At 43.5% G+C, this 23,264-nt stretch carries 19 protein-coding genes; 5 read left to right on the top strand and 14 right to left on the bottom strand.

What is annotated here, in order from left to right:
* Positions 1–11 precede the first annotated feature (11 nt).
* Positions 12–1,499, bottom strand: a complete 1,488-nt coding sequence (locus IGI96_RS08415) for a phytoene desaturase family protein (RefSeq protein ID WP_086338919.1) — start codon at positions 1,497–1,499, stop codon at positions 12–14.
* Positions 1,500–2,054: 555 nt separating this feature from the next.
* Between IGI96_RS08415 and IGI96_RS08410 the strand changes: the two genes are divergently transcribed.
* On the top strand, positions 2,055–2,432 hold the full coding sequence (locus tag IGI96_RS08410; protein ID WP_086338917.1) for a DUF7006 family protein: 378 nt from the start codon (positions 2,055–2,057) through the stop codon (positions 2,430–2,432).
* A gap of 232 nt (positions 2,433–2,664) precedes the next feature.
* Here the strand turns inward: IGI96_RS08410 and IGI96_RS08405 are convergent, their stop codons facing one another.
* The 3 genes from IGI96_RS08405 to IGI96_RS08395 all read right to left on the bottom strand — a co-directional run bounded on the left by IGI96_RS08405 (position 2,665) and on the right by IGI96_RS08395 (position 6,841).
* The gene (locus IGI96_RS08405; RefSeq protein WP_176324011.1) at positions 2,665–4,158 is read right to left on the bottom strand and encodes a helix-turn-helix domain-containing protein; all 1,494 of its coding nucleotides are present in this window, start codon (positions 4,156–4,158) and stop codon (positions 2,665–2,667) included.
* Positions 4,159–4,436: 278 nt separating this feature from the next.
* Complete coding sequence (locus IGI96_RS08400; protein ID WP_005226727.1) at positions 4,437–4,841, bottom strand: hypothetical protein; 405 nt, start codon at positions 4,839–4,841, stop codon at positions 4,437–4,439.
* A gap of 497 nt (positions 4,842–5,338) precedes the next feature.
* Positions 5,339–6,841: a peptidoglycan DD-metalloendopeptidase family protein gene (locus IGI96_RS08395; protein ID WP_438785006.1), complete on the bottom strand. Its 1,503-nt coding sequence runs from the start codon at positions 6,839–6,841 to the stop codon at positions 5,339–5,341.
* 594 nt (positions 6,842–7,435) lie between these two features.
* On the opposite strand from IGI96_RS08395, the gene IGI96_RS08390 reads away from it, so the two are divergent.
* Positions 7,436–8,929 (top strand): helix-turn-helix domain-containing protein, encoded by a 1,494-nt coding sequence (locus tag IGI96_RS08390; RefSeq protein ID WP_438785005.1) that lies wholly within the window; start codon positions 7,436–7,438, stop codon positions 8,927–8,929.
* Positions 8,930–9,056: 127 nt separating this feature from the next.
* On the opposite strand, the gene budA is transcribed toward IGI96_RS08390, so the two are convergent.
* The 3 genes from budA to IGI96_RS08375 form a co-directional block, all read right to left on the bottom strand.
* Positions 9,057–9,773 (bottom strand): acetolactate decarboxylase, encoded by a 717-nt coding sequence (budA, locus tag IGI96_RS08385; RefSeq protein ID WP_010748584.1) that lies wholly within the window; start codon positions 9,771–9,773, stop codon positions 9,057–9,059.
* Between the two features lie 18 nt (positions 9,774–9,791).
* Positions 9,792–11,444 (bottom strand): acetolactate synthase AlsS, encoded by a 1,653-nt coding sequence (alsS, locus tag IGI96_RS08380; protein WP_438785004.1) that lies wholly within the window; start codon positions 11,442–11,444, stop codon positions 9,792–9,794.
* A gap of 254 nt (positions 11,445–11,698) precedes the next feature.
* Entirely contained in the window at positions 11,699–12,658 is a 960-nt protein-coding gene (locus IGI96_RS08375; protein WP_015508776.1) for an alpha/beta hydrolase, read from the bottom strand.
* Between the two features lie 218 nt (positions 12,659–12,876).
* Here IGI96_RS08375 and IGI96_RS08370 point away from each other — a divergent pair, with 218 nt between their 5' ends.
* Positions 12,877–13,806, top strand: coding sequence for a methyl-accepting chemotaxis protein (locus IGI96_RS08370; protein WP_086338913.1), 930 nt, complete (start codon positions 12,877–12,879; stop codon positions 13,804–13,806).
* Between the two features lie 97 nt (positions 13,807–13,903).
* Here IGI96_RS08370 and IGI96_RS08365 read toward each other — a convergent pair whose 3' ends face one another.
* The 3 genes from IGI96_RS08365 to IGI96_RS08355 are packed head-to-tail and all read right to left on the bottom strand — an operon-like array spanning position 13,904 to position 17,417.
* A complete protein-coding gene (locus tag IGI96_RS08365; RefSeq protein WP_438785003.1) occupies positions 13,904–14,677 on the bottom strand; it encodes a hypothetical protein in 774 nt (257 codons plus the stop codon).
* A gap of 4 nt (positions 14,678–14,681) precedes the next feature.
* Positions 14,682–16,067 (bottom strand): hypothetical protein, encoded by a 1,386-nt coding sequence (locus IGI96_RS08360; protein WP_086338911.1) that lies wholly within the window; start codon positions 16,065–16,067, stop codon positions 14,682–14,684.
* 45 nt (positions 16,068–16,112) lie between these two features.
* Positions 16,113–17,417 carry a hypothetical protein gene (locus IGI96_RS08355; protein ID WP_086338910.1) on the bottom strand — a complete coding sequence of 435 codons (1,305 nt, stop codon included), beginning with the start codon at positions 17,415–17,417 and terminating at the stop codon, positions 16,113–16,115.
* Between the two features lie 426 nt (positions 17,418–17,843).
* On the opposite strand from IGI96_RS08355, the gene IGI96_RS08350 reads away from it, so the two are divergent.
* Positions 17,844–18,980: a serine protease gene (locus IGI96_RS08350; RefSeq protein ID WP_128432080.1), complete on the top strand. Its 1,137-nt coding sequence runs from the start codon at positions 17,844–17,846 to the stop codon at positions 18,978–18,980.
* A 107-nt stretch (positions 18,981–19,087) separates the two neighbouring features.
* Here IGI96_RS08350 and IGI96_RS08345 read toward each other — a convergent pair whose 3' ends face one another.
* From IGI96_RS08345 to IGI96_RS08330, 4 genes are all read right to left on the bottom strand, one after another.
* Entirely contained in the window at positions 19,088–19,588 is a 501-nt protein-coding gene (locus IGI96_RS08345) for a hypothetical protein (protein ID WP_086338908.1), read from the bottom strand.
* Between the two features lie 240 nt (positions 19,589–19,828).
* Positions 19,829–20,257, bottom strand: coding sequence for a DUF1761 domain-containing protein (locus IGI96_RS08340; RefSeq protein ID WP_005226702.1), 429 nt, complete (start codon positions 20,255–20,257; stop codon positions 19,829–19,831).
* A gap of 107 nt (positions 20,258–20,364) precedes the next feature.
* Entirely contained in the window at positions 20,365–21,711 is a 1,347-nt protein-coding gene (locus IGI96_RS08335; RefSeq protein WP_086338907.1) for an amino acid permease, read from the bottom strand.
* Between the two features lie 295 nt (positions 21,712–22,006).
* Positions 22,007–22,375: a YxeA family protein gene (locus IGI96_RS08330; RefSeq protein WP_086338906.1), complete on the bottom strand. Its 369-nt coding sequence runs from the start codon at positions 22,373–22,375 to the stop codon at positions 22,007–22,009.
* 320 nt (positions 22,376–22,695) lie between these two features.
* On the opposite strand from IGI96_RS08330, the gene IGI96_RS08325 reads away from it, so the two are divergent.
* On the top strand, positions 22,696–23,247 hold the full coding sequence (locus IGI96_RS08325) for a GNAT family N-acetyltransferase (protein WP_086338905.1): 552 nt from the start codon (positions 22,696–22,698) through the stop codon (positions 23,245–23,247).
* Positions 23,248–23,264 lie beyond the last annotated feature (17 nt).

The following is a 23,264-nucleotide window of genomic DNA, read 5'->3' as shown; positions in this document are numbered from 1 at the left end:
CCTTTCTTGTCTTAGTGTTCTCTTTTGGTGATCATCTCACTGACTTGCTGGCCACTGAGGGTCACCATCGGCATGCCGGCACCTGGATTGACCGTACCGCCAACGAAGTATAGATTGTCGTAGCGTTCGCTGTGTTTCGGGTGTTTAAAGCCATGATTTTTCTTGCGGTTAGAGACCGTGCCGTAGATGGCGCCACGATGTGACAAATAATTCTTTTGGATGTCTTCGGGTGTCCAGCGGTCTTCATACACGATGTGCTTACGTAGATCCGTTAAGCCCATGTTTTCCAGCTTGATCAAGATCCGTTCACGAAAGGCATCGTATTCCGCTTCCGTAAAGGGCTTATCCTGCAAATAAGGGATATGAGGCAAGATTTTGATGTTCTCATGCCCTGCCACTGTTTGCGAAGGATCGGTTTTGTTGGCATTGACCAAATAGATTGTTGGATCTTCTGGCAGCTGATGCTGATGGAAATTTTGATCAAAGTTTTCTTTTGAGGCATTTGAAAAGAAAAAGTTATGATGCGCCAATTGCGGATAGGAGGTTTTGACCCCTAAGTGCAAGACAAAACCCGAACTTGCTGGTTCAAATTTTTCTTCCAGTCTTTGAGTAAAGGTCGGCGCTTCTTCTAACAGCTCTTCATAGGCCGGGATCACTTCCATGTTGGAAACAAAATAGTCGGCTTCGATCAACGTGCCATCATCCAAACGAGCGGCACGGATCTGTTCCTGTTCAACGATCAATTTTTCCACTTTGTGTCCCGTGTAGAAGGTCACACCGATCTCTTTTGCTAAGCGAACGATGCCTTCGGCTAAACGGTGCATCCCGCCTGGCACGTACCAGACACCTTGGGCATGCTGCATATAGATCATCATGTTCAAGACGGCTGGAGCGTCATAAGGAGATGAGCCGACATACTTGATAAAATAGCTCAGCATGTCTTGCAGCTGCGGATTGCTGACACGTTTTTGAATGGCATCATGCATCGAAGAGAAATAATCAAAGCCTTTCAGCGCTTTGATAACGCCATGATACTTCAAGATTTCTTTCGTGGTATCTAAGCCTTTCTCAAAATAGCCTTTTTCTGTGATTGCATAAATCTTTTGCGCATAGTCCAAAAAGTCTTGGTACTCGGCCATGTCTTTTTCCGACAAGTGCGGGTTTTCCTTTGCCATACGTGCAAGATCGCCATAGAGATCGATCTTGGTGCCGTCAGGAAAAAAGGAGCGCCATTCCAATGGCAATCGGCGAATCGCAACATAATCCGCCATATCGCGATTGCTGCCAGTAAATAATTTTTCGAAAATCTGCGGCATCGTCAAAATCGAAGGACCTAAGTCAAAGCCGAAGCCGTTTGTTTCCAGTCGGTTCAACTTGCCGCCTAAGTGGTGATTTTTTTCATATAATGATACATCAAAGCCATTTTGGGCTAATGAGACCGCCGCTGATAGACCACCAAGTCCGCCGCCGATCACTACAACTGTTTTTTTCTCTTTCATTGAATTGCTCCTCGTTTGCTTTAATGAACGACCCTATTTAGCCAAACCTTCTCGTCAAAACAGACGGTTGCGTCTCACTGCAACTGCGTGTCTTGGCACTGTTTTGGCATTGGCAGCTTGAATCAAAGGATCGTTTTTCTAGATAATTCTATAGTATCACACCTTTGAAAAAATGACGGGGATGAGCCTATTGGTCAACTGATGCAGCTTTGTCTGCGACCATGATTTCAGCAAATGAAAAAACAACCTGCTGGCAAAAAATGGAAACCCAGCAATTTCGCCCAATTCGGAAATATTCTTTTTATAACAAAAATTATCAGAATATTTGAACATTTTTGACGTTAATACCAGCGAAAAACAATTCTTCGTATGGTTACGAAAAAACGCGTTTGAGCCAATTTGGAATATCCTGTACATTGAATATAGCGAAAGTCCTTCCCCCAATCCTTTTAAAAAAACAAACGGACCTTCTCAGTAAGACATTGCTTAACAGTGACTGTTTTTGATAATGACACGTATTGTCGCTTTTTCCTAACACTTATAAGGAGTATTGATATGAACTTAAAAACGATCCAATCAGCCGAAGAATATTTAAACTTTTTTGACGAAGAATTTATCCACTCGCCCTGTTCTTATACCCATCCGAAAATCTTTAATTTTTATCTCTCTTTGCGCCAACGATTTTTGGCGGTCTATGAACAAGACGAGGGTACTTTTTTCGAAAAAATGTCGTTGCTATTAGATATCGACGCACAGCTGCAAATACTAAAAGAACTTTATGTTTTAAAAATTTCTTCTTTAAACGAGTATGCGGAAGAAGAGATCATTCAGCTGACGGTCAAAGACAAAACCTGTTTCTATCGGGAATTGACCGGTCTTCAGCTAAACCAAAAGGCGCCTTGGAGTTTGATTTACTTAAGTGAAGCTCAATGAGTTCGCCCACATCGACCGATTGAATTGAAAACCGCTGGTTCCAAAGGCTTGCATCCGTACCTGATGCACTCCCCACTTCCCCTCCCCACACTCCTGCACAGCTGCGGAGAGTCAAGCCATTAAAAAAGAAAGCATCTTTCCTTTTCACTGTTTAAGCGGTGAAGGAAAAATGCTTTCTTTTCATGTAAAAGGCCCTTTCTAGCAGCTCTTTAGGTCAAAACATAATGGGAAACTAGAAGAGGTCTTTTAAGGCAAATTGGCGGGTGACGTTAGGATTGATCCGTTCAAGCAATCGATTCCAGTCAGAAGAAGAAGGGATCGTTTTGAAGACGATGCATTCTACGATATCTCGAAATTCGGTCGCATGCTCGGCATAGTTCGTCACTAGCAGATCGATGGTGTTTTGTTCCAAATACTGAGCATTGACTTCCCCTGAGTCAGGATAAAAGACTTGATGAGATCGGCTAAAATAGCGGTTAGACCAGCCTTCAATGTACTGAACGATATTGTTATTTCCTTCGAAGATAAAGGCGATATTTTTTCGGGGAAACCAATGACGTTCTCGAACAGACTCGATATAAATCACTAAGTTTGCACAAAAATCCGTCAGATACTCTTCAGAATAAAGGTTGTGGTACTCGCGACTATTTTCTAAAAACTCTCGGTAAGCAGCAAACTCCTTAGGAAAGGTTTTCTTAATAAACGCATTCACATCATAGATATTGCGATTGGCAGACGTGGATAGGCACTCCTTCAATTTGGCAGAGGTAAAAAAGGATTCAATCAGAATCTCATCCTCTTTGGGCTTTTTCGACGATACATTCAGCATCTGATAAAAATCGTTGGTCAACGTGCGGATCTCTGTCCAATGATTATACGAAAGACAAAACTTTTGTTCGACGATCACATTTTGCAGTTTTTTCTTTGTGATAATACTAACAAACAAGAAGATAAGTTCATCGTTCGTCAATCGACATTGAAAGTACTTTTCAATGACCTCATTGATTCGTTGAAAATGCATCAGCTGAATACTGTGTCGCAAGGTGTGGTACAATTCGGCGTTGATTTGCACAGTCTTACCTTGCATAAATCGCTCAAGCGAAATATAGAGCAGATACGTGTATTGTGAAAACGAAACGGTGTGGTAACTATTTTTGTCAAACATCCTGCCGATTTCCGTTACTGCCTGCTGGACCGCAGCTGGCGGAAATACAGTGTGGGGGGTGCTGTCCGTTTCATAAAAAAAGGTACAGAAGAAATTGCGGATATCTGCTTCTTCCCCAACGATATTCACAGGATCTAATGCTAGCTGGAGATCAAAACGTGCCAGTTGTTCATGAATGCGCTGCAAGTACTTCGATAAGGTACTCTTAGATAAAAACAAGCAGTCCGCCCACTCATCGATCGTCTTTAACTCTCCAATAAAAATATTTTCCAATAAAATAAAGAGCGGTTCATTCGCTAAAAGCGAGGCTTTTTTCTTTTCATACTGTGAATAATCAAATAGTTCAAACGAATAGCCTTGATTGGTGGAAGTGATCAGGATCAGCCCACAGAAATACTCGTTGATCTGACTGATGTCTTTGCCAATCGTCCTGGTGGTACTAGTTGTTACTTCAGCCAATTGACTGGCACTGCAAATTTCATTTTTTTCAAATTCACTTAGAATCTGCAGCCATCGGACGGTCGATTTGCTTGTGACAAAACTCAATTGAAAATTTTTCAAACATAAGCTCCTTACTAAAAAATTTCTTTTTTGCGGCTAAATTACGCATGAAAGGCGCCTAAGCAGTCTCATTATATCGGTTTTCATCCTACATAAAAAATCGGTTTTTTCATAGCCTGATGAAAAAAAGCGTTGTTTCCAGACTACTGTTGTATAACAATTATTTTATCGGCTATTGAAAATAGTGCAAGGATTTCGCTTTTGCTTTCCTCAGAGACCACCTAGGGCTGATACGCATCTTGCTTCATGCTTGAAAAAGCTGCTGCGTGAAAAATCGACTATGTTTTCTTTATTTGTCTAAATGTGTCTGACATGATGTTTAAAAGCTGCTCATATTGAGATTCTTGACTTGTTTTTTTCACCTGCACGTTAAAGTCCTGTTCAATAAATTGTTTGGGTATCAACTGATCCATTTCTATTTTTGAAAGCCGCTCAGTACACTCCGCTAGCAGTTGGTAATCCTTTGCGAGTGTTTGCGGCAGCTTGTATGTTTGAGTAAAAAAAGAATAGCGTGCAGTCTGTTGAATCGTTAGTGCCACCTGTTTTTGAATCAAATAGTACAATTTTTCTAATTGCGTATCCGTGACGGATCGTTCATCATTTCGTTCAAATAATTGACAGTAATAGTCTAAAAATTCACTATTAGCCATCACTGTCTCAAAATCCGTTTTATTTATTCTCATAAAATGTTCCCCTCTTTTTCTATTTTATGCATCACTGTTTACGACGTTCTTTTCGTTTGTCAGAAAAAAGAGCAGCTCATTTATCTCTTCTACTTTTTTATGGTTAATCATTTCTTGTTAGTTCTTTTCAACGATCAACACTGATAGAAAAAAGGATTAGACTTATAATTGATGCACTTCCTGATTATTCGCTCCCCTACTTCGTTAGCAAATTTTTATTCGTAGGTGTAACAACTGTAACGATTTTGCTTCTCCGCTCGTCACCAAGAGCATGCGAATCGACCATTTGTGCTGCTTGCTGACCGATCTGCTCACGCCAGTTTATGGATTAGCAACAGTTGCGGTTATGTGAAAATTATAAAGAATCTATGCACGATTTTTTTAAACATTTTTTCGGTTTTCATGAAAAAAAAATTAAAATCGTTGCTCTCGAAAAAAATGACTAGAAAGAAACAAAAAAAAGAAAGCATCTCTGATACTCTCTTTTTTGACTATTCTTATTTTGTTAAAAAAGCGATTGGATCGACCAATTGCGCTTGGCTCAAGCTAGGTGATGCACTGACTTCAAAGTGCAGGTGTGCGCCTGTGCTATTGCCCGTACTACCCATGAGGGCAATCGTTTCTCCTTGTTCCACTTGTTGACCAACCTTCACAAGGTTCTGTTGATTGTGGGCATAGAGTGTCGTCATCCCGTCCTCATGGAGAATCGCTACATAATTCCCCCAAGAAGGATGAACCTCTGAACGGATGACCGTTCCAGATTGACTCGCCAGGATTGGGGTCCCAAACGCTGCAGCAAAGTCAACGCCCCGATGAAAGCTTCCCCAACGTGGGCCAAAAGTAGAAGTGACAACGGCTTTTTCAACAGGAAAAAGATACGTCTCACTTGCGGCCACATCAGGTTTTTTCTGATCATAACGGGTCAACGCATAGGCTTCGATCAAAGCTGTCAGCTTTTGATCATACGTCGTATCTGTGGCATACCGACCAGTCAAATAACGGGCAGCCTCTTGATAAGAAGCCGCTTCTGATTTCCATACGCCTTTATAAAAATCAGACTGCTGCCCGACCCCCTCTTTCAACAAGTGTGCATAGTCCAGCAATGACTCTTTGTAGCCAGTATATTGGCGGAACGTTGCCGTGATCGTATAGTGATTTCCCGTACCATCATCTTCTTGTGTCCGAAAAGCGACACCCTGTCCTTGATAGGTTCCTTTGATACCAAAGAGATTGAAGTACGGCGCCTGACTCAGTCTGCTTTGCCCGCCACCTGACTCTAAAATAGCCTGTGCAATCATGACAGAAGCGTACAAATCATTTTTCAAGCCGATTTCTCGGGCATCTTCACCAATTTCTTGGATAAAATCCCACACTTCTTTTACTGGTGTGACCGTCAAGGTCGTTTCGCTACCTTGCTGCGGTGTCGGATCGGATTGACTTGGCGCGCTCGGTGCTTGGGTACTTGGTGGCATGATCGGTGACACAGCCGCAGGTGTTTCTTGACTTGCATCACTGTTTGCTTCTGGTGTCGGCTTCGTTTCTACAGGTTTTGACGGTTGGGGCTTCTCTGGCTGCGTCTCAGGTTTGGGTGCTTCAGGCTGTGTTGGTTTTTCTGGTTTCGGTGCTGGCGTTGGTTCTTCTGGCTGAGAAGGCTCTGGCTTACTCGGTAGCTCTGGTTCTGGTTCGGGCTCTGGGGTCGGTTGGGGAACTGGGGTTGGTTCTTCGGTTTGCTCTGTTCCCTCCGGCGCTGTCTCAGATCCTTCTGGTACACTTTCTACAGGTACCGATCCTTGCTCAGAATCGGGCACTTGTCCTTCCACTGCTGGAGCGGTTTCTTCGATCGTCCCTGCTGTGCTGCTGTCACTTGCTTGTGCAGCTGTTTCTGATGTTTGGGTAACGGTCGTACTTTCTGATGCAACAACCGCAGCTGAAACTGGCACACCAGCTAAAAGTTGTCCGCAAACCAAAAGAAGCGCTACCCCTTTTTGCGAATGCTTCATAGGCGAAATCCTTTCTCTTTCTTTTTCCTCTTAACAACCTCTATTGAAAAAACATCTTGCCATCCAATTAGTAAATAAATATCAATTCTCTTTTATTATACTACGCTTCGTTTTTTCGACTCAAGCAAATGACTCCCGCCCTAGCAAAAGAGAACGAGCTTTTGGAGAATGGGTCTACTGGTAAAAGATCAGGTTTTGCATCCAACGCATTGTCGATCCTCGGCTTCAGCAGTTTTTTTCTGTTGCCTAAGATCCTCTGGCGTCATCAGAAAAAAACACTGTTGTTCAAATAGGCGGCTGCCCGTTGAACAACAGTGTTTCAATTGTCTCTTCTTGCTCCATTGGCTTTTTATCGAGCGTTGGGACCCTTTCTATTCATGCTTCATTTTTCTCAAGTTTATGTATGATTTTTGGCAATTGGTTTCTCAGGTCCTTGCTATACTTACTCTGAAGAATTGATATTCTTAGAAATTTTCTGCTGGCAGTCAGAGTCTTCAAGGGACTATGACTAAAAACGCCGAACAGTTGAAGGTTTCATTATCTGTGCAAATGATTATGCTATAATTATTGAAACTTATTTTGTTGGAGGCTGACATGAAAACATTTCAATTAAAATTCATGCGAAACCGCACGTTGATTCGCTGGCTGCAATTGTTAAATGAATTTGAGAAAAGTCCCACCCGTACATTGGGAGAACTTGCTGAAGTGACCGAAAGCAGTACCCGTACGTTGATTACTGACATCGCTAGCCTGCGAGAGCACTTTAAAGGGGCGATTGCGATCCATACAGCAAAAATCGGGTACCTTTTTGAAGTAATCGATCAGGATAGGTATCGAAAGCAAAAGCAAGAGTTAGTAAATGATGAACCGATTTTCCAAATTTTAGAGAGTATTTTTTATAATGAGCAGCAGTCACTCCTTGATTGGAGCTTAACGCTTAATATTTCTGAACAAGCACTGATCAGCTATTTCCGAAAAATACAGCCTTTTTTATCCCCTTTCGGTTTAAAAATCAAAACTGACCCCGTCTCTTTGGCAGGTTCTGAGATCGATATCCGGAAATTTTTCTGTCTTTTTTACTACGAATCTGACATTAATGTCCACACGCTATTCCCTTCGATCCATGTCCAAGATGCGGTGATGGAAATCACTGATCTTTTGGAAACGAAGGCCTTACAGAGCTCTTCGTTTTCTTATTTTGCTTATATCCTTTATATTAGCGTAGAGCGCAGCAAACGTGGTTTACTTGCTGCCCCCTCCCCTCAACTCAAGGAGCTGATCAAAAAAAATGATCTGCTGTTTGATTATGAGGCGCTAAAAACCATTATTCGGCGTTATTTTCATTATGAATTCCCTCAAGAAGAAGCCGTCTACCTTTTGACGTGTATCATTTGTCGCCGCAAAATCAACACCGACCTAGCAGCCAGCGAAGCGTTTTGCCCCAATTACAACCAATGGCCAGAGATCAAACAGATCACTGCAGATTTTTACGCACAAAATCGTGGGCATAGTTTGGATGAACAAAAAGACTTGCTTTGGCTAGAATCTTTTTTCATCGTTGTCAAACTCCGTGAATTGTTATCGCCAACGATGAATATCAATATTGACGACCTCAATGACTTTGTCCAAGAAAAGTTTGCCGCAGAATTTGCGAAAAATCGTCAGTTTCTCCTTTCCCACCCGCTTGTAAAAAATCTCTATTCTCTCGATCATTTGGATGATTTTTGTACAAGCCTCACGTTCCATATGGAAGCAATTATTGAAGAAAATTGGGGCAAGCCGCGAATCATTGCCGTTATTTTTGAAGGCAATGAATATGTTTGCGAGCATGCCGAAAGCATTATCCGAAAATATCTAGGGTTTTATCATGAAATGTACTACCCTGATTCAAACGAACTTTCCCATGAGTACTTAAAGGAAAAAAATATCAACTTGCTGATCACCAACTACCCTGAATATGCGACGGAGTATTTGCTGGATGTCGAAAGCGTCTTATTAAAATCGATACCTGATGCTACCGATTGGAATCATCTCTTGAATCGGATCAATCCAAGGATTTTGCGATTAGTTGTACTTGATAATACATGACGATACCAACCATCCGAATAGAAAGAAGCACAAAAAAAGCAGCGAAGCGTTGGCTTCACTGCTTTTTTGCGTTCCATTCGATTCAAGACCACTCTACTGGCGATCAATTATTTTTGCTGCCTGCTGCTTATTCGGCAGCTTCAATATCTTTGGCGATTTTTGCGACATCGATCTCCCGCTGCAAGTAGTCTTGATTGTCGATAGGAAAATGCTGACGAAATTCGGCTAGTTCCATCAATTCGACTTCACCAGCTGCCACTTCAAAGTCTAAGACATGGCCAGCAAATGTCCGATCATCACTAATAAAATGCAGGTGGAAACCAGCAGCCGCAGCGCCGTGGAACAACAGCGGGGTAAAGAATCCGACGATCGTTCCGCTGATATTTTCTGTCTGAAATTCGGGCTGATGCTGGATGATCTCAATGAATTTTGGATATGGTTTTTCTTGCTTTGGGGCAACGCGGACGTGCATCTTGGTAAATACCCCATGGATTTTGACAGCGGAAAACAAATTCGGGCTGACTTCGGTCAGGACGTGGTTTTTCACTTCTTCATCGGTCATTTCTTGGCTAACCTGCAGGTGCTTCGCCGCAGAAAAATCAACGACTGCCGCATAGGGGGTTCCTTCATTGCCTTGGAGCACTCGCACCTTGCCCGACTCGTCTACATGGTAGATTTCACCATCTAAAATAATCACTTCACCATTGGAGCCAGCCAATGTACCGATCCCAAAATCGCCATATTCAAGCATTTTGCCGATTTGCTCCGTGCCATCCATTAAATCCTGCATCAACCCACCTAGGGTGCCATGCTGATATAAATAACTTTTGTTTTTCACTTTCATCTTGCTGCTCCTTTGGTCTTAATAAAATTGATCAGGTAGGATCGTTTTGCCCAGATCGGCATTATCTGAATAATCCACAGGGATATCAATGATCACTGGACCATTCGTTGCAAAGCCTTCTTCGATGGCTGCCATCAATTCTTGTTTAGTGGTTGCCCGTAAACCTTTGGCACCAAATGCTTCGGCATATTTTACGAAATCAACGGGTCCAAAATCAACCCCAGAAGCACGATCATATTTCATTTCTTCTTGGAATTTCACCATATTGTAGGTACCGTCATTCCAAATCAAGTGAATGATGTTTTGTTTCAAACGGACAGCTGTTTCTAACTCTTGGGCAGAAAACAAGAAACCGCCATCGCCAGATACAGAGATCACTTGAGTATTTGGTCGCACGAGCGCTGCAGCAATCGCCCATGGCAAAGCGACCCCTAAGGTCTGCATGCCATTACTAAAGAGCAGATGCCGTGGCTCATAACTACGGAAATGACGGGCCATCCAAATGTAGTGGCTGCCGACATCCACCGTTACCGTCATATCGTCGGTCACTTCTTGTTGCAAAGCATCAATGATTTCCAGGGGATGCAAGGTATTGTTGCTGCCTTCGACATCCGCTAGTTTTTCATTGAGTTTGGTTTGCAGCGTCGTTAAATAGTTTTGAGCGTCTTCGGTCAAGTGATACTGATCGATGGCTTTTGATAGTTGTTCAATAATTTTCGCGATACTGCCCATCAGTTCAACTTCTGGCTGCATAAATGGATCGATCTCCATCGGTACTTCATCGATGACGATCACGCGGGCATCTTTTTCCGCATTCCAGTTGCGAGCTTCGTATTCGATCGGGTCGTACCCTACAGCAATCACTAAGTCGCTGCGTTTCAACAGCATATCACCCGGCTGATTGCGGAATAAGCCGACGCGGCCAAAGAAATGCTCTTCTAATTCACGAGAAATGATCCCAGCGCCTTGGAAGGTCTCTACGACGGGCAACCCAGTTTTTGCAACTAACTGACGAATCGCTTGTGTTTCTTTCACGCCTGAAGCCCGCATCCCTAAGAGTAAGACAGGCAGTTTGGCTTCTTTGATCCGATCGACGAGTGCCTGGATATCTTCTGCATCGGCACTGCCTAATTTAGGCGAAGATAGTGGTTTGATCGCTACCCCTTGAACGGTTCCATCTGTCACATCTTGAGGAATGGATAAAAAGCTCGCCCCTTTTTTCGCTGTTTTTGCGATGCGAAAGGCGTTGGCAATACTTTCAGAAAGGGTTTCAGGATCTTGGACTTCACTGCTGAATTTCGTGATCGGCGCAAACAACGCCGCGTTATTCATGCTTTGGTGGGTCAATTTTGAAAGGTCAGAACGCTTCACTTGGCCTGCTAGTGCCAAGACGGGATCACCTTCGACAGTTGCCGTGACCAACCCAGTTGCTAAATTACTGGCTCCTGGTCCGCTTGTTGCAATGACGACTCCTGGCTCTCCTGTCAGGCGACCGATTGCTTGTGCCATAAAGGCCGCGTTTTGTTCATGTCGTGCCAAGATCAACTCTGGTCCTCGATCACTCAACACATCAAACACGCCATCGATTTTTGCACCGGGAATCCCAAAGATATAAGGCACCCGATGGTTTTCTAAACTTTCAACAATGATTTCTGATCCTTTTGCACTCACTGTATTACCTCTTTTCAAAAACTGTATTAATCACAATACATATAATAGCACTTTTTATTTATTTATCAACGAAAAACACTTATTATAATCTGTATTATAAAAGCGAGTTTTTTTAGAGAGCGTTTGCATCTGCTTCAGACTGCAGGTGTACGTCTTTCAATTTTTCCGACAAAAAAAGGAGTGGATCGCTCCACTCCATACATCCTTTTCTGTATCAGAACACCGCTTAAAAAGAATCTGCTTTCGTCGGTTTCTTATTCTGCAGGGACATTTTTTTCCGTCAGCCAACCGACAGCCAGTGTCATGGCCGCTCGTGCGGCTTGGGTCTGATCCATCGCATTGACCATCACAAAATCATGGATGATCCCTTGCATCCGTGCTTGGGTGACTTCCACGCCAGCTGCTCGTAAATGCTGCGCATAGGCTTCCCCTTCATCCCGCAAGACATCTGCTTCGCCTGTAATGATCAACGCTGGCGGCAGATCGGCTAACTCCTCTTTGGTCGCGCGTAGTGGAGAAGCGGTCATTTGATCCCGCTGTGTTTCATCCGTCGTGTATTGATCCCAGAACCATTGCATGCCTTCTTTGGTCAGAAAATAATTTTCACCGAATGCTTCATACGAAGGCGTATCAAAGCGGGCATCTGTCACAGGATAGAACAATAATTGCTGTGCGATCGGAATGCCGCCACGGGCTTTCGTTAACAAGGTCATAACGGTCGCCATATTCCCACCTACGGAATCGCCAGCCACGGTCAAACGGCTAAGGTCTAAGCCTTTGACATCGACAAATCCCGGTAATTGCTGCAAGACCGCATAATTTTGTTCGATCGCCGTTGGGTATTTTGCTTCTGGTGAACGACTATATTCAGGAAAAATGACGATCGAGTTGGTTCGTACCGCCAATTCACGGATCAATTTATCATGAGTCGCGGCACTACCGAAGACCCAGCCCGCGCCATGGAGATAATAAATGACAGGGAGAATCGCATGATTTCCTTCAGGACGAACAAAACGAACATTGATGGTCCCCCATTCGCCTGTATCTACGGTCTGATCTTCTATCTCAACCGCCAATTTATTGACGGGTGACTCTTGGACTTGTTCCAATAGTGCGCGCCCTTCTTCTGGCGGTAATTCATAGATCCGTGGGTGCGGTGCATTTGCCTCACTAAATTCAACGGCTGCTTTTTCCAACGAAATTCTATCTGTCATACGATTCTCTCCTTTTGTTTGAAATCGTTCGTGTTGACCTTAAGGGTACCACCAAGTCATTCTGATGCAAAGAATCTTGCTTCCTTCTGCTTCCAAGCATTTCGCTCGACAAAAAAGGTGGTTTTTGCACTCTTAACTGCCTTGCCTTCATCACCGATAACTGTAAGACACTCGCTGTGTAAACTTCCCAAAAAACTGAAAGGCGTAGGTAAGTACGTATGAAATTCACATTAGATGAAACACAAAATAACCGTCTGCTCGCTGCTATTTTTCAAGAACTCGCTGTCATAGTCTTTGATCCGCAAAAAGAAGTTGTTTTCGCCAATGCCAACATGACGGATATCCTAGGTTATAGCCAAGAAGAAATCATTGGCTTGCCGCATCGGACCTTTTGTTTTGACCATTATGCTGCCAGTACGGATTACCAAGCTTTCTGGAATCAACTGCTTTACTCAAAGCAACGGTTTCAAGACAAAATCATTCGGAAAAACAAACAAGGAGAAAAACTGATTTTAGAAGGGATCTACTTCCCTGTCCTCGATGAGCAGCAAGAAGTCGTCAACGTCGTCAAAATCGCTTTTGACATTACCCAAAGAGAACAAGCCTTAGCGGTCACTATCAAAAAAGTGCAAGAAAGTGCTGCTTCCCTGACACGACTTTCTGCCAACGGACACCAGCAAGTCGATCATTTGTCAGAGAACTTGGCACAAGTCAAACAGCTGTCTGATCAAAATCAAGCAACGACCCATGCCTTAGAAATGGATAGCCAACAAGTGACAGCAGTGCTGCATGACATCGACCGCATTGCACAACAAACCAAATTGCTTTCCTTCAATGCTTCCATCGAAACGGCACGGATCGGCGAACAGGCAGCTGGCTTTCGGGTAGTTGCGGATGAAATGCAAAAATTAGCTGAACAGACCAAGCAGTTGACCCAAACCATTGCCGCAACCATGCAAGCCATCAACCAACAAGCCTTAGTCGTGTTAGATAGTGCCGATTCGACGACCATGAAAATCAGTGATTCGCAAAAAAGCCTCGCTGCCGTTTTGCATTCTTACGACACGCTGCGAACGACGGCCAGTCTTTTAAACGATGAAGCCGAGTATTTATCAGAAACCAACGACGCTGAGTTGGAAACCACATGAAGTGAAAAAGAGCGCCGCTGTTTGCGACGCTCTTTTTGGTTTTCTAACTAAACAGTTGATTCCTGATTTGACTGCCCATTGATCCTCCGCCTCAGCACTAGTCAGCCCCCCACTCTTGTAGCAATTTCTGCAACTCTTGTAAAAAAGGTTTGGTTGCATAGCCCAATGTTTGAATAGGAATACGGTATTCCTTTTGAATCACCAAAATACTACCAAAGATTTTATGTCGAATCTCAAAGGAAAGATTTTTCCAAGTACTCCAGGAAAAACTGGCTGTTCGTTTTTCTTTCCTTTTATACGTGCACAAATACACTCGTTCGACACCAAAAAGTAGACCCGCATCCGCTTTCTTGCCAGTCATCTGTGCCGTTAGCAGTGCCAGAGGCGTCTCCGTTTCAGGCACTTGAAAACTGGTAAGGACTTGTCTTTGCAATTGCTGCGGCAACACTTGTTTTTCTCCAAAGAAATAGAACAAAAAATATTGCTCTTGCAAAAAAGCATTCAAACGAGTTTGTCGCTCGTTGTCCGGATCGAGTGGCGCCCATTGAATCAAAGACGTCTGATTCGTTGCCGATTGCTCTGACTGCTTGTGATCACTTGAACCCCCAGCCGTTGGCGAGTTTCCCAGGGGAAGAGGATCCATCGTTTGGTTGGCATCAGCTGACTGACTGATTTTCTTCAACAAAGCAGCAAGGTGCGTCAGCGCAAGCTGTTTTTCTGTCATAGGATTGGCATGCGGGCTTTTGGTATGATCGAAAGATTGTTTTATGACCATTTTCCCACGACAATACAGACAAATCGCCGTGCCAGCGTCCCAGTTGACTTCTAGTTCTCCTAGGCAGCGGGGGCATTGAATCGGAATAATATCCATTGAATTATCCTTTCGTTTCGATACAGGTATCGGAGCTATCCGTTGTAAAGATACGGATCGTATTCCAGCTGACAAACACCAGCAGCACTAGCAGCGATAAGCCATAAAAATCAAAATACCAAGTCAGGATTGCTAAAAAAAGAATCAAGGCAAATTCATACGCCATGTTTTCCAGACCGCTGTAAAATACTGTCTTTCGGACGAGTTTCTTCCTACGGGCTTCAAAAGCTTTCTTCACAGCAGCCGTTGATCCATCCGACTGACTCAACGCCTGAGAAAGTTCTGCTTTGAATCTGCCGTACTCTGAGAAAAACTTGACCTCTGGTACGAGCAAGAAATACCAAGTCGCAAGACAAGCAATCAGCAAGATAACCGCTGAAGCGAGCAGACTAAAGGCAACAGCAGGCATTAAAAAGCCACCAAAAAGAACATTTAAAAGGGTCCCTGAAATTATTCCGAATGAAAAAAAGGTATAGCAGAACTGCCATAGGACACTACTGGTTTTGGAAAAACTTTTTTTCACTTGCACGAGCTGTTCACATTCAGGAAGCTGGGTTGGAAAAAGACGTTCAGCATCGGTGCCATCAGCCACGAAAGAATAGGTTTGGTTTCCGTACTTGAATTCGCCAATGTAATAAGGAAAATACAGTTTTTCCGTATCACATTGTTTCGGAAAAAGAGTCAGTTGAACCTCATTGGCAACCTCTGCTCCCACCAAATGGTCTTTGGCTTTTGCTTCAAAGATTTCCAATAGATGGGTATCAGAGAGTGCTGCTTCTCTGGAAATATCAAAGGGCAGCACCTGAACGTCTTGGCTAAGTGCCGAAAACTGCTGCATATCCGTGCAATAGGCGTCTCCTTTTTGAAGATGCAGCGGCAGCTTGCCATTGATACTGTAATCCGCTTCTTTTTGGGTATCCGTAGGGAAATATTCATTGAAAACCGTTGTGTTCCCGCTGTTATGTAAAGAAATGTCGGCAGTAATGCGCCCACTCTCCCTCTGCTGTTCCTCGTGGACATAGCTCCCTCTCACTTGCGCATCATAAGCAATTTGAAAATAATACATCGGGATAAATACACGTTTTAGATGAACCATCTCTAGCTCAAAAAAGATACTTTCCGAGATGGTGTCTTGCCAGGCTAGTTTATTTTTCAACGCAGCTTCACATGCCTTTTCATCATAGGCAAACGGATAAAATCCTTCTTTGACGGGTCCTTGAATGCGTGGCAACTCTTTCAGCGAGACGACTTGGTTTGTTTGTTCCTGGTTTTTTTGTTCTGGTTTGATCAACAGCTCATTCAAGCAATACTGACAGACTGCTTTTCCTGAGTCCCAATCAACTTCTAGACGCCCTAAGCAACTGGGGCATTGGATTTGTGTGATTTTCATTTTTTCTCCTTTTTTATGAATCATTTTTTTCAACAAGATGGCTTATCAAAAAAACCGACGAATGTTCCAAATAAGGGTAGCGATCACGACCACATAAGCGAGTGTATCGAGCCATTCAGAAAGTTTCCTGATTCTTGCAAGGTGCTTCCCACGCTTCTCGTAGTTTGCTAACAAAGCTGCCCCGGCCGTTTTCTTACCTAATAATTCTCTTTTAAGCTCATCTCTAAATTTTTGGACTGTTTTGAGATACTGTTCTTTTAGAAAGTGCAACACTATCCCCGATACTACCCAATAGACGGCAGTTGGCAGGGAACTCATGACAATCCCCCCTATGACAGCTCTGAACACTCTTCCTAGAGGGATCCATTCAGAAATGAATAGTGCAAAGAACAGCAGGAGCACACCTAACGTAAAAAAGAGTACGGAGGACCAGCCAAAAACCTTGCGAGCTTTTGAAAAATTCGCAACCGTTTGTAAGGTTTCTTGGCACTGTGGGATAATCGGCAGCTTCATTCGGTCAGGATCTTTGCCGTCGATCGCAAATTCAAAGGATTGCTCTTGGTACTTGAAGGTGCCCATATACAGGGGAAAGTAGAGCTTTTCTGTAGCACAGCTGATCAGGGAAAGATCTAGGTGCAGCTCTTTTAGATGATCGGCAGATTCTTTCTTCTGAATCACGGCATTCGCATGGGCTCTCAGTTCCGCTTGTTTTTCAGAACCAAAGAGCGCCTGCTCTTGCTCAATATCAAAGGGAAAAACATGAATAGCATGTGCTGAGACTAGCTGTTGAAATTCCTTTTGATCGGTACTAAAGTGCGGTTTTCTTTTCATTTCATCATTGACCTCGAAGCTCTGAGGAATTTCTTGCTCGATCACCTCCGAACTGCCGCATTGATAGAGCCTGATCTTCTCATCTGGATGGTCGCCGCGCTTCTTTTCCCACGTGGTCGTATGCGAGCCGTCCCAAGCAATGGAATGGGTATCGTAGCCAAAGACCCCCTCCCAGTGCATCGTATAGGTCACCTGAAATTCATAAATCGGAATAAAATATCGTTTTACCTCGCTGACTTCAAGATGAACGACAATGTCCTCAGGAACTGATTCCTGTTGGATCAGCCATTTTTTCAAGGCATTTGCTACCTCGTCTTCATTAAAGGTAAACGAATAAAACCCTTCTTTGACTTCTTGAAAAACTACGGGAGCTTGTTCATTCGAAGCTTCTTGCGTTTGTTTTGGCGGCGAATGTAGGACTGACTTCGTTAAGCAATACTGGCAGACTGCTTTTCCTGTCTCCCAGTCAACGGTTAACTGACCCAAGCAGCTGGGACATTGGATTTGTGTGATTTTCATTGCTTCTCCTTTTGCACATACTGATTTTCTTATCAATGAAGTGGCTTGGTTGCAAGTGAGGGGGAATATCTTTTATAAGGTGTTAGTTGGGGGAAGCAGCGAAGGAAAGCTGCTTGTTTGCAGGTAGTTGCTCGCTCTCATCCGTTTGTTCGAAACATTTTTTCCAGTGATGAAGCAAACAAGTGTATTTGTACCAAGAGCTGTTTATCCAAAAAAACAACCGCAAACGAAAAACAACTCTTTTCTATATCATTTTATAATAAAAAATACCTTAAATCTATTTAATATTGATAAAAATAATTGCTAATTTGCTAGTTGAGCTTCTTCCGTACGCTCAGCAACCCTTACTAGTCGGTTATTGATGGCGGATACGTTAGTAAAAATGTTATAATTAAAATATTCACAAGAAAGGAATTGAAAAGAGTTATGGGGATGTTTATTTTTGTTATTGGTTTTTTGACAATGGTTGTAAGCGGAATCTTTTTTATTCTTGGATTGATCAAGAAAAAGCCGCTTCGCAACAAAATCGTTATTTTTATGGGTGGTTTTCTCTTATTGATTGGCGGGGCACTATTGACTCCTGCAGCAACACCGGAGCTTCACGTAGATGAAGCAGAACTGTTTACGAATGAGCAAGGCGAAGCGGCGATCACTGGGCGAACCAACCCAGAAGCGCAACTGACGATCAACGGGGTGGAGGTTTCGCTGGCGGACGAAACATTTTCTTATGCTGTCCAACTGGAAGATGAAGAGGAACAGGAATTTACTGTCCAAACCTCCATGGGTGGAATCACTAAAGAAGAGGTCGTCACCGTCAAACCTTCTCACGCATTTCTAGCGAGTTTGCAAGCTGAAAAACAAGAACAAGAAGCACTGGTAAAAGCCGAGACGGCACTGGCTCTTGCCGAAACCCAGCCAAACCAAAAGAATTACAACGAAGCCGTGACGCTGATTCATGCTTTAAGTAAAACCTACGAAGATTTCGCTACTCGGCTCGCGGTAGTTGAAGACCATCTTGCCATCGGCAAAGCCCTTGATACCGCTGAAGCTTCTCTTGAACGCAGTGATTTCGATCAGGCAAAAGAATTAGTCGCACAAGCGGTTTTGAACAAGGAAACGTTTGAAAGTCGGTTATCCACTGTAGAAACCAAGATTTCTGAGAAAGAAGCAGAAGCCCTCGTTGCAGAAGCTGTCCAAGCGGTGGAAGCAGCAGAGGCGGAACCGACAAAAGACCGACTCGCTCAGGCAGAGGATGCCGTCGCTCGTCTCAAGACCCCCGATGAGGAATTAGCTGCTCGAACGAAAACAGTGGCGCAAACGATCACTGCCAACGAACAAGCAGCTGCACAAGCTAAGGCGGAGGAAGAACGGCAGGCAGCCGCTGCTGTGCCAGAACAAAGCCAGCCAGCCGCTGCTAGCAATCAAGGCCAAACGTCGGTCCTCGTGACACCAACAGGTTCGAAATACCATACGAGAAAATGCGGCAACGGTACCTACACGCCTGCAACTTTAGCAGAAGCGCAAAGTCGCGGACTTACTCCTTGCGCAAAATGTTTTCCGTAATAGCCACTAAATTTTGCAACGAAAAAAGACAAACCTCAGTTTTGTCTAAGGTTTGTCTACTGTCTGAAGCGGTTGTCTCGTCGGAGGCAGCCGTTTTTTGTCACTTGCTAGTTTTCCTCATACGAAAACTTGTACTCGTTTTGTTCGTCATCGATCAGACGCTTGTCATTGTTGTCCACCATCTTGAATACTTTCTCAAAATCATCGCCAGTCATGCGCACTTCCTTTTTCTCTTGATCAATGATCACTTGGGCATTGGTCACTTCAAAGGTGTGCATAGTGCCGATGTCTGCCGCAGTCAGTGCTTTGCTTTTGGGAAACTCTGCTTGCAGTGTTTCGTTGATCTGCACTAATTGCGTCTCTTGTTCTTTTACCAAGTCCGCAGGTTCCTGATTCGGATCGACCAAAAAACTCAACGTTTTATTAACGGTGAGCTTTCCATCTTCCAAAACGTACAAGGCATTTTGTTGATGACTGTTGCTATTGGTCAATACTTGATTCGCAGCTGCAGAGTCAACCCCTGAGCTGCTGCAGCTTGTCAAGAAAAATAGTGTCCCTAAACAAACGGCAGCAAATATTCCTCTACCTAACATGCTTTTCGTTTTCATTTTTTCCTCCTCGTTGCCCCTAATTTTGTTTCTTTGATGATTTTTCCGCAATCCGCGGATTTGGTTTCCTACAGATTAAAGTGCTTTTAGTATAGCATAAATTATTTGCTTTTATAGCTATTTTTTATAGTAAGATTAATTTTACGCACAAAAAAACCAACCTTGTTGAAACAAGATCGGCTTTCTTTAGGATTGATTCGTTGAGACCTTTGAACGCTCTCGCTGGGGTATGATCGTTGCTTACTGTCCAATCAAGCCGACAACAAGTCCTAAAACGATCACTCCTAGAAACCCGTTCACAAGGTGCAGCCCGACTAATTTGCGGGACTGTCCCGAGTAAACAGCCATCACGAAGGTGGCGACCCCATAAACCCCTAGCCACAATAAGCAAGCGACTTGCAAGGAGGTCATCAGCCAACCATCATGATCGAATGTTGCAAACCAATAGACGACTTGATAGGTCGCTGCTGATAAGAGGATCCCACCAACGATCGTGCCGCCAAAGGTAAAGAGCATGTCACCGGTCGTCATCTGCTGATCAGCCATCTTCTCTGCCATTCCTGATTCTTTCGCCCAAAACTTGCCCCACTTATGCATCGGATTGTAAAGCAGACTTTCCACCACGACCCAGCTGAGGGTGCCGAAAATCAATGTCCAAAAATTAACCATTTTCGTTTTCTCCTACACTTTATTTTATCGTCACATTCCTGAGAACCGAAGAAACAACCGAACGCGGGGTTCCTTCCCCATCAGTTTATGTCTTAAGGGACGTTTCTTCAACTTTTTTCACTGGTTTTCTCAATTTTTCGATGGTTCCAATAAAAACTAAGAAAAATGATCGTATACAATAATGCGGTGAAGCCAGTGACCGCCAACGGGTTAGTGATCAAAATACCGACAAACAGCAAAATCAGTGCAAGGATCGCCCCACTCAAGAAAATCGTATAGCCCATTTTCTTCTGCTTGCGTACCAAAACAAACGCCGCCGCACTAATCAACAACCAAATCAGCAATACAGTATAAGACAGGGAGCCTGCTAGATAATTGAAGAGTTTGTCGCCTAAAAAGTAAGAAAGAACGACCCCAAGATATAAAGTACCGCTGCAAAACATGATCGCTCGTTGGGGCACGCTGTTTTTATTCAGCATCGTAAAGCAGCTTTTTTTCTGGCCATTGTTGCTTAATCGGAAAAACAACGTTCTTGAAGAAGCATAGACTCCAGAATTGATTGACGAAAACAAAGCCAAAATAATCACTAAATTGACGATGTCGGAGGCAAATGGGACATGGATTTTTTGAAACACCATCACAAAAGGACTGACATTTGGATCGGCTAATTGATTCCACGGATAAATGATCAGTAAAAGAAACAAGGGAATGATGTAAAAAGCGGCAATCCGCGTCATCACTCCTTTGATTGCTTGCGGGATCGCTTTTTTGGGATTTTCCGCTTCACTGATCGTAATGGCTACTAATTCAGAACCGCCGTACGAATAGATTACGACCAGTAAAGAATTGATAAACCCTTTGAGACCATGGGGGGCAAAACCACCATAGTCTGTCATTTGTCTCATCGTCGGGAAAAAGCCCAAATCAAAGACTTGCGTGGCAACCAGATAGAGACCCACCAAGATCAACGCGATCACCACACTGATTTTGGCCCAGGAAAGCCAGTATTCCGTTTCCGCAAACAAGCGAACCGAAAACAAATTGATGGTGGTCGTGAGCAGTGCCAAAATCAACACAAAGATCCAAGCTGGAATATTGGGAAACCACAACTGCAAAAAGCTTGCGGCAGCAACTGCTTCGGCGATGATGTTGATCATCCACATTGACCAGTAGATCCAGTCGATGAAATCGGCTGTATGCACGCCAAGATATGGCTGGACTAAGCCCGAAAGGCCATGTTGTTTTTGGTCAGATAAGACCAACTGTCCCAGTCCTGTCATGACGACAAATAAGATCAGCCCGCAAAAAATAAACGCCAGCAAGACCGCAGGCCCCGCTAACTGGATCGCTTCACCGCTGCCCTTGAATAGGCCAGCACCGATGGCGCCACCTAGTGCCAACATAGTGATATGTCTGGTTTTCATCTGCTTTTTTAATTGATTTTTTTCTGTCATAGGTTCCTCCTTGAAAACCGTTGATCCTCCATACAAGGTGATTCTCTCATTGTCGCTATTTTTAATTATATGAATGATTTTTTTTAACTACCTCATAGAGAATACCAGACGCTTCTGCTATTGCAACTAAGAATTGAAAAAATTATCTATTTTTTCTGAAAATTCTATCATCCTCTAATCTTTTTCACCTAAATCAAATCTTGGCGAGCTTTTCTCTAAGTGAATGCACGAAAAAAGCCATCTCCCAACTTGCGGGAAATGACTTCCTGTCCTTTTTTTCAAGCAGGCTTGATGATCAATCAGTCGTAACCAACTCGTCTTTGACGGCGTCAGGGAGATCTTGTTCGGTCACCTCTTGATACGACTCCACATGTTTGCCCTTTGCATCAAGCTCTAGGTAGGCATTTTCTTTTAGCTTTTGTGGTGCCCAAAACGTGATTTTTATCTTTTGCCCATCTTCATTGACCCCTTCTTGTGTATATTCGTAGGAATCGTGTTCTTGCAACACGCCATACTCGTCGGATGTTTTGATATAGACCTTTTTCTCCGGTACGAACGGATTGAAACGATCCACCAGCTGAACCAGTTCGCTGGAATCATCTTTCGTAAAATAAGACCATGTAACCAGTGTGACGGTCCCGATCGTTAACACGAGCAGGATCATACTAATTGCTTTCTTCAAGTGATTGTCCTCCGTTTTTTCTATCTACCTTCAGTATAAAAAAACAAGCGATAAATATAATCAAACTTAAGGCGTATTTTTCCGTCGGTCATTGTGACTAAGGTATCAATGGAATATTTCTGCTCTTTCCAACCTCAATGTATAGACAAACAACTAAGTTCTCCTACAAAATCGTCCCTTCTCACAGGAAGACTAGACTGTTTAATAAGTATCGTGATTTTTCATTCTTTGTAGTAAACTAAACTGCAACAACTTACTTTTAAATACTCATGATTGAAATCTATAGAAAATCGAGGTGCCCCATGCTAGAAATCAAACGGATCGATCAAGAACACCAAGCTGATATCCGCTTGAAAAACGAACCCTTCTCCTTATGGGGGAAAATGCTGCCGTCTTATAGTGAGGGCAGCTGGCAGTACACGATCTGTAAATTTGCATCCGAAGACATTCAGACGATGCGTTTCCCAGATGAAAATTATTGCTATGATGAAATGAGCCGAAACAGTCTGTTTATCGGTGCTTATGATGATGGAAAATGCATCGGCTTAGCGATCGTTCAAGACGCTTTTTTCAAGTATCTGTACCTCTATGACTTAAAGGTCAACACAGACTACCGTAAGCAAGGAGTCGGTCAACTACTGATCCAACAGGCACTGAAAGCGGCCCTTGCCAAAGGTTATCGCGGCATCTACACGCAAGCACAGGACAACAATCCTTCTGCCTGTCTGTTCTACATGCGAGCAGGCTTTCGTATCGGAGGTCTGGATACGGAAGTGTACAAAGGAACCAATCAGGAAGGCAAAAGTGACATTTTGTTTTATTTGGATGCAGCGGAAACGGCAGGCAAAAAATAGCTGAAAAAAGAAAAAAA

The sequence above is a fragment of the Enterococcus sp. DIV0421 genome (assembly GCF_051713745.1).
GTDB classification, from domain to species: Bacteria; Bacillota; Bacilli; order Lactobacillales; family Enterococcaceae; genus Enterococcus_D; species Enterococcus_D casseliflavus.
Note: the sequence above shows the minus strand (reverse complement) of the source record. Positions and strands in the feature narration are given on the sequence as shown.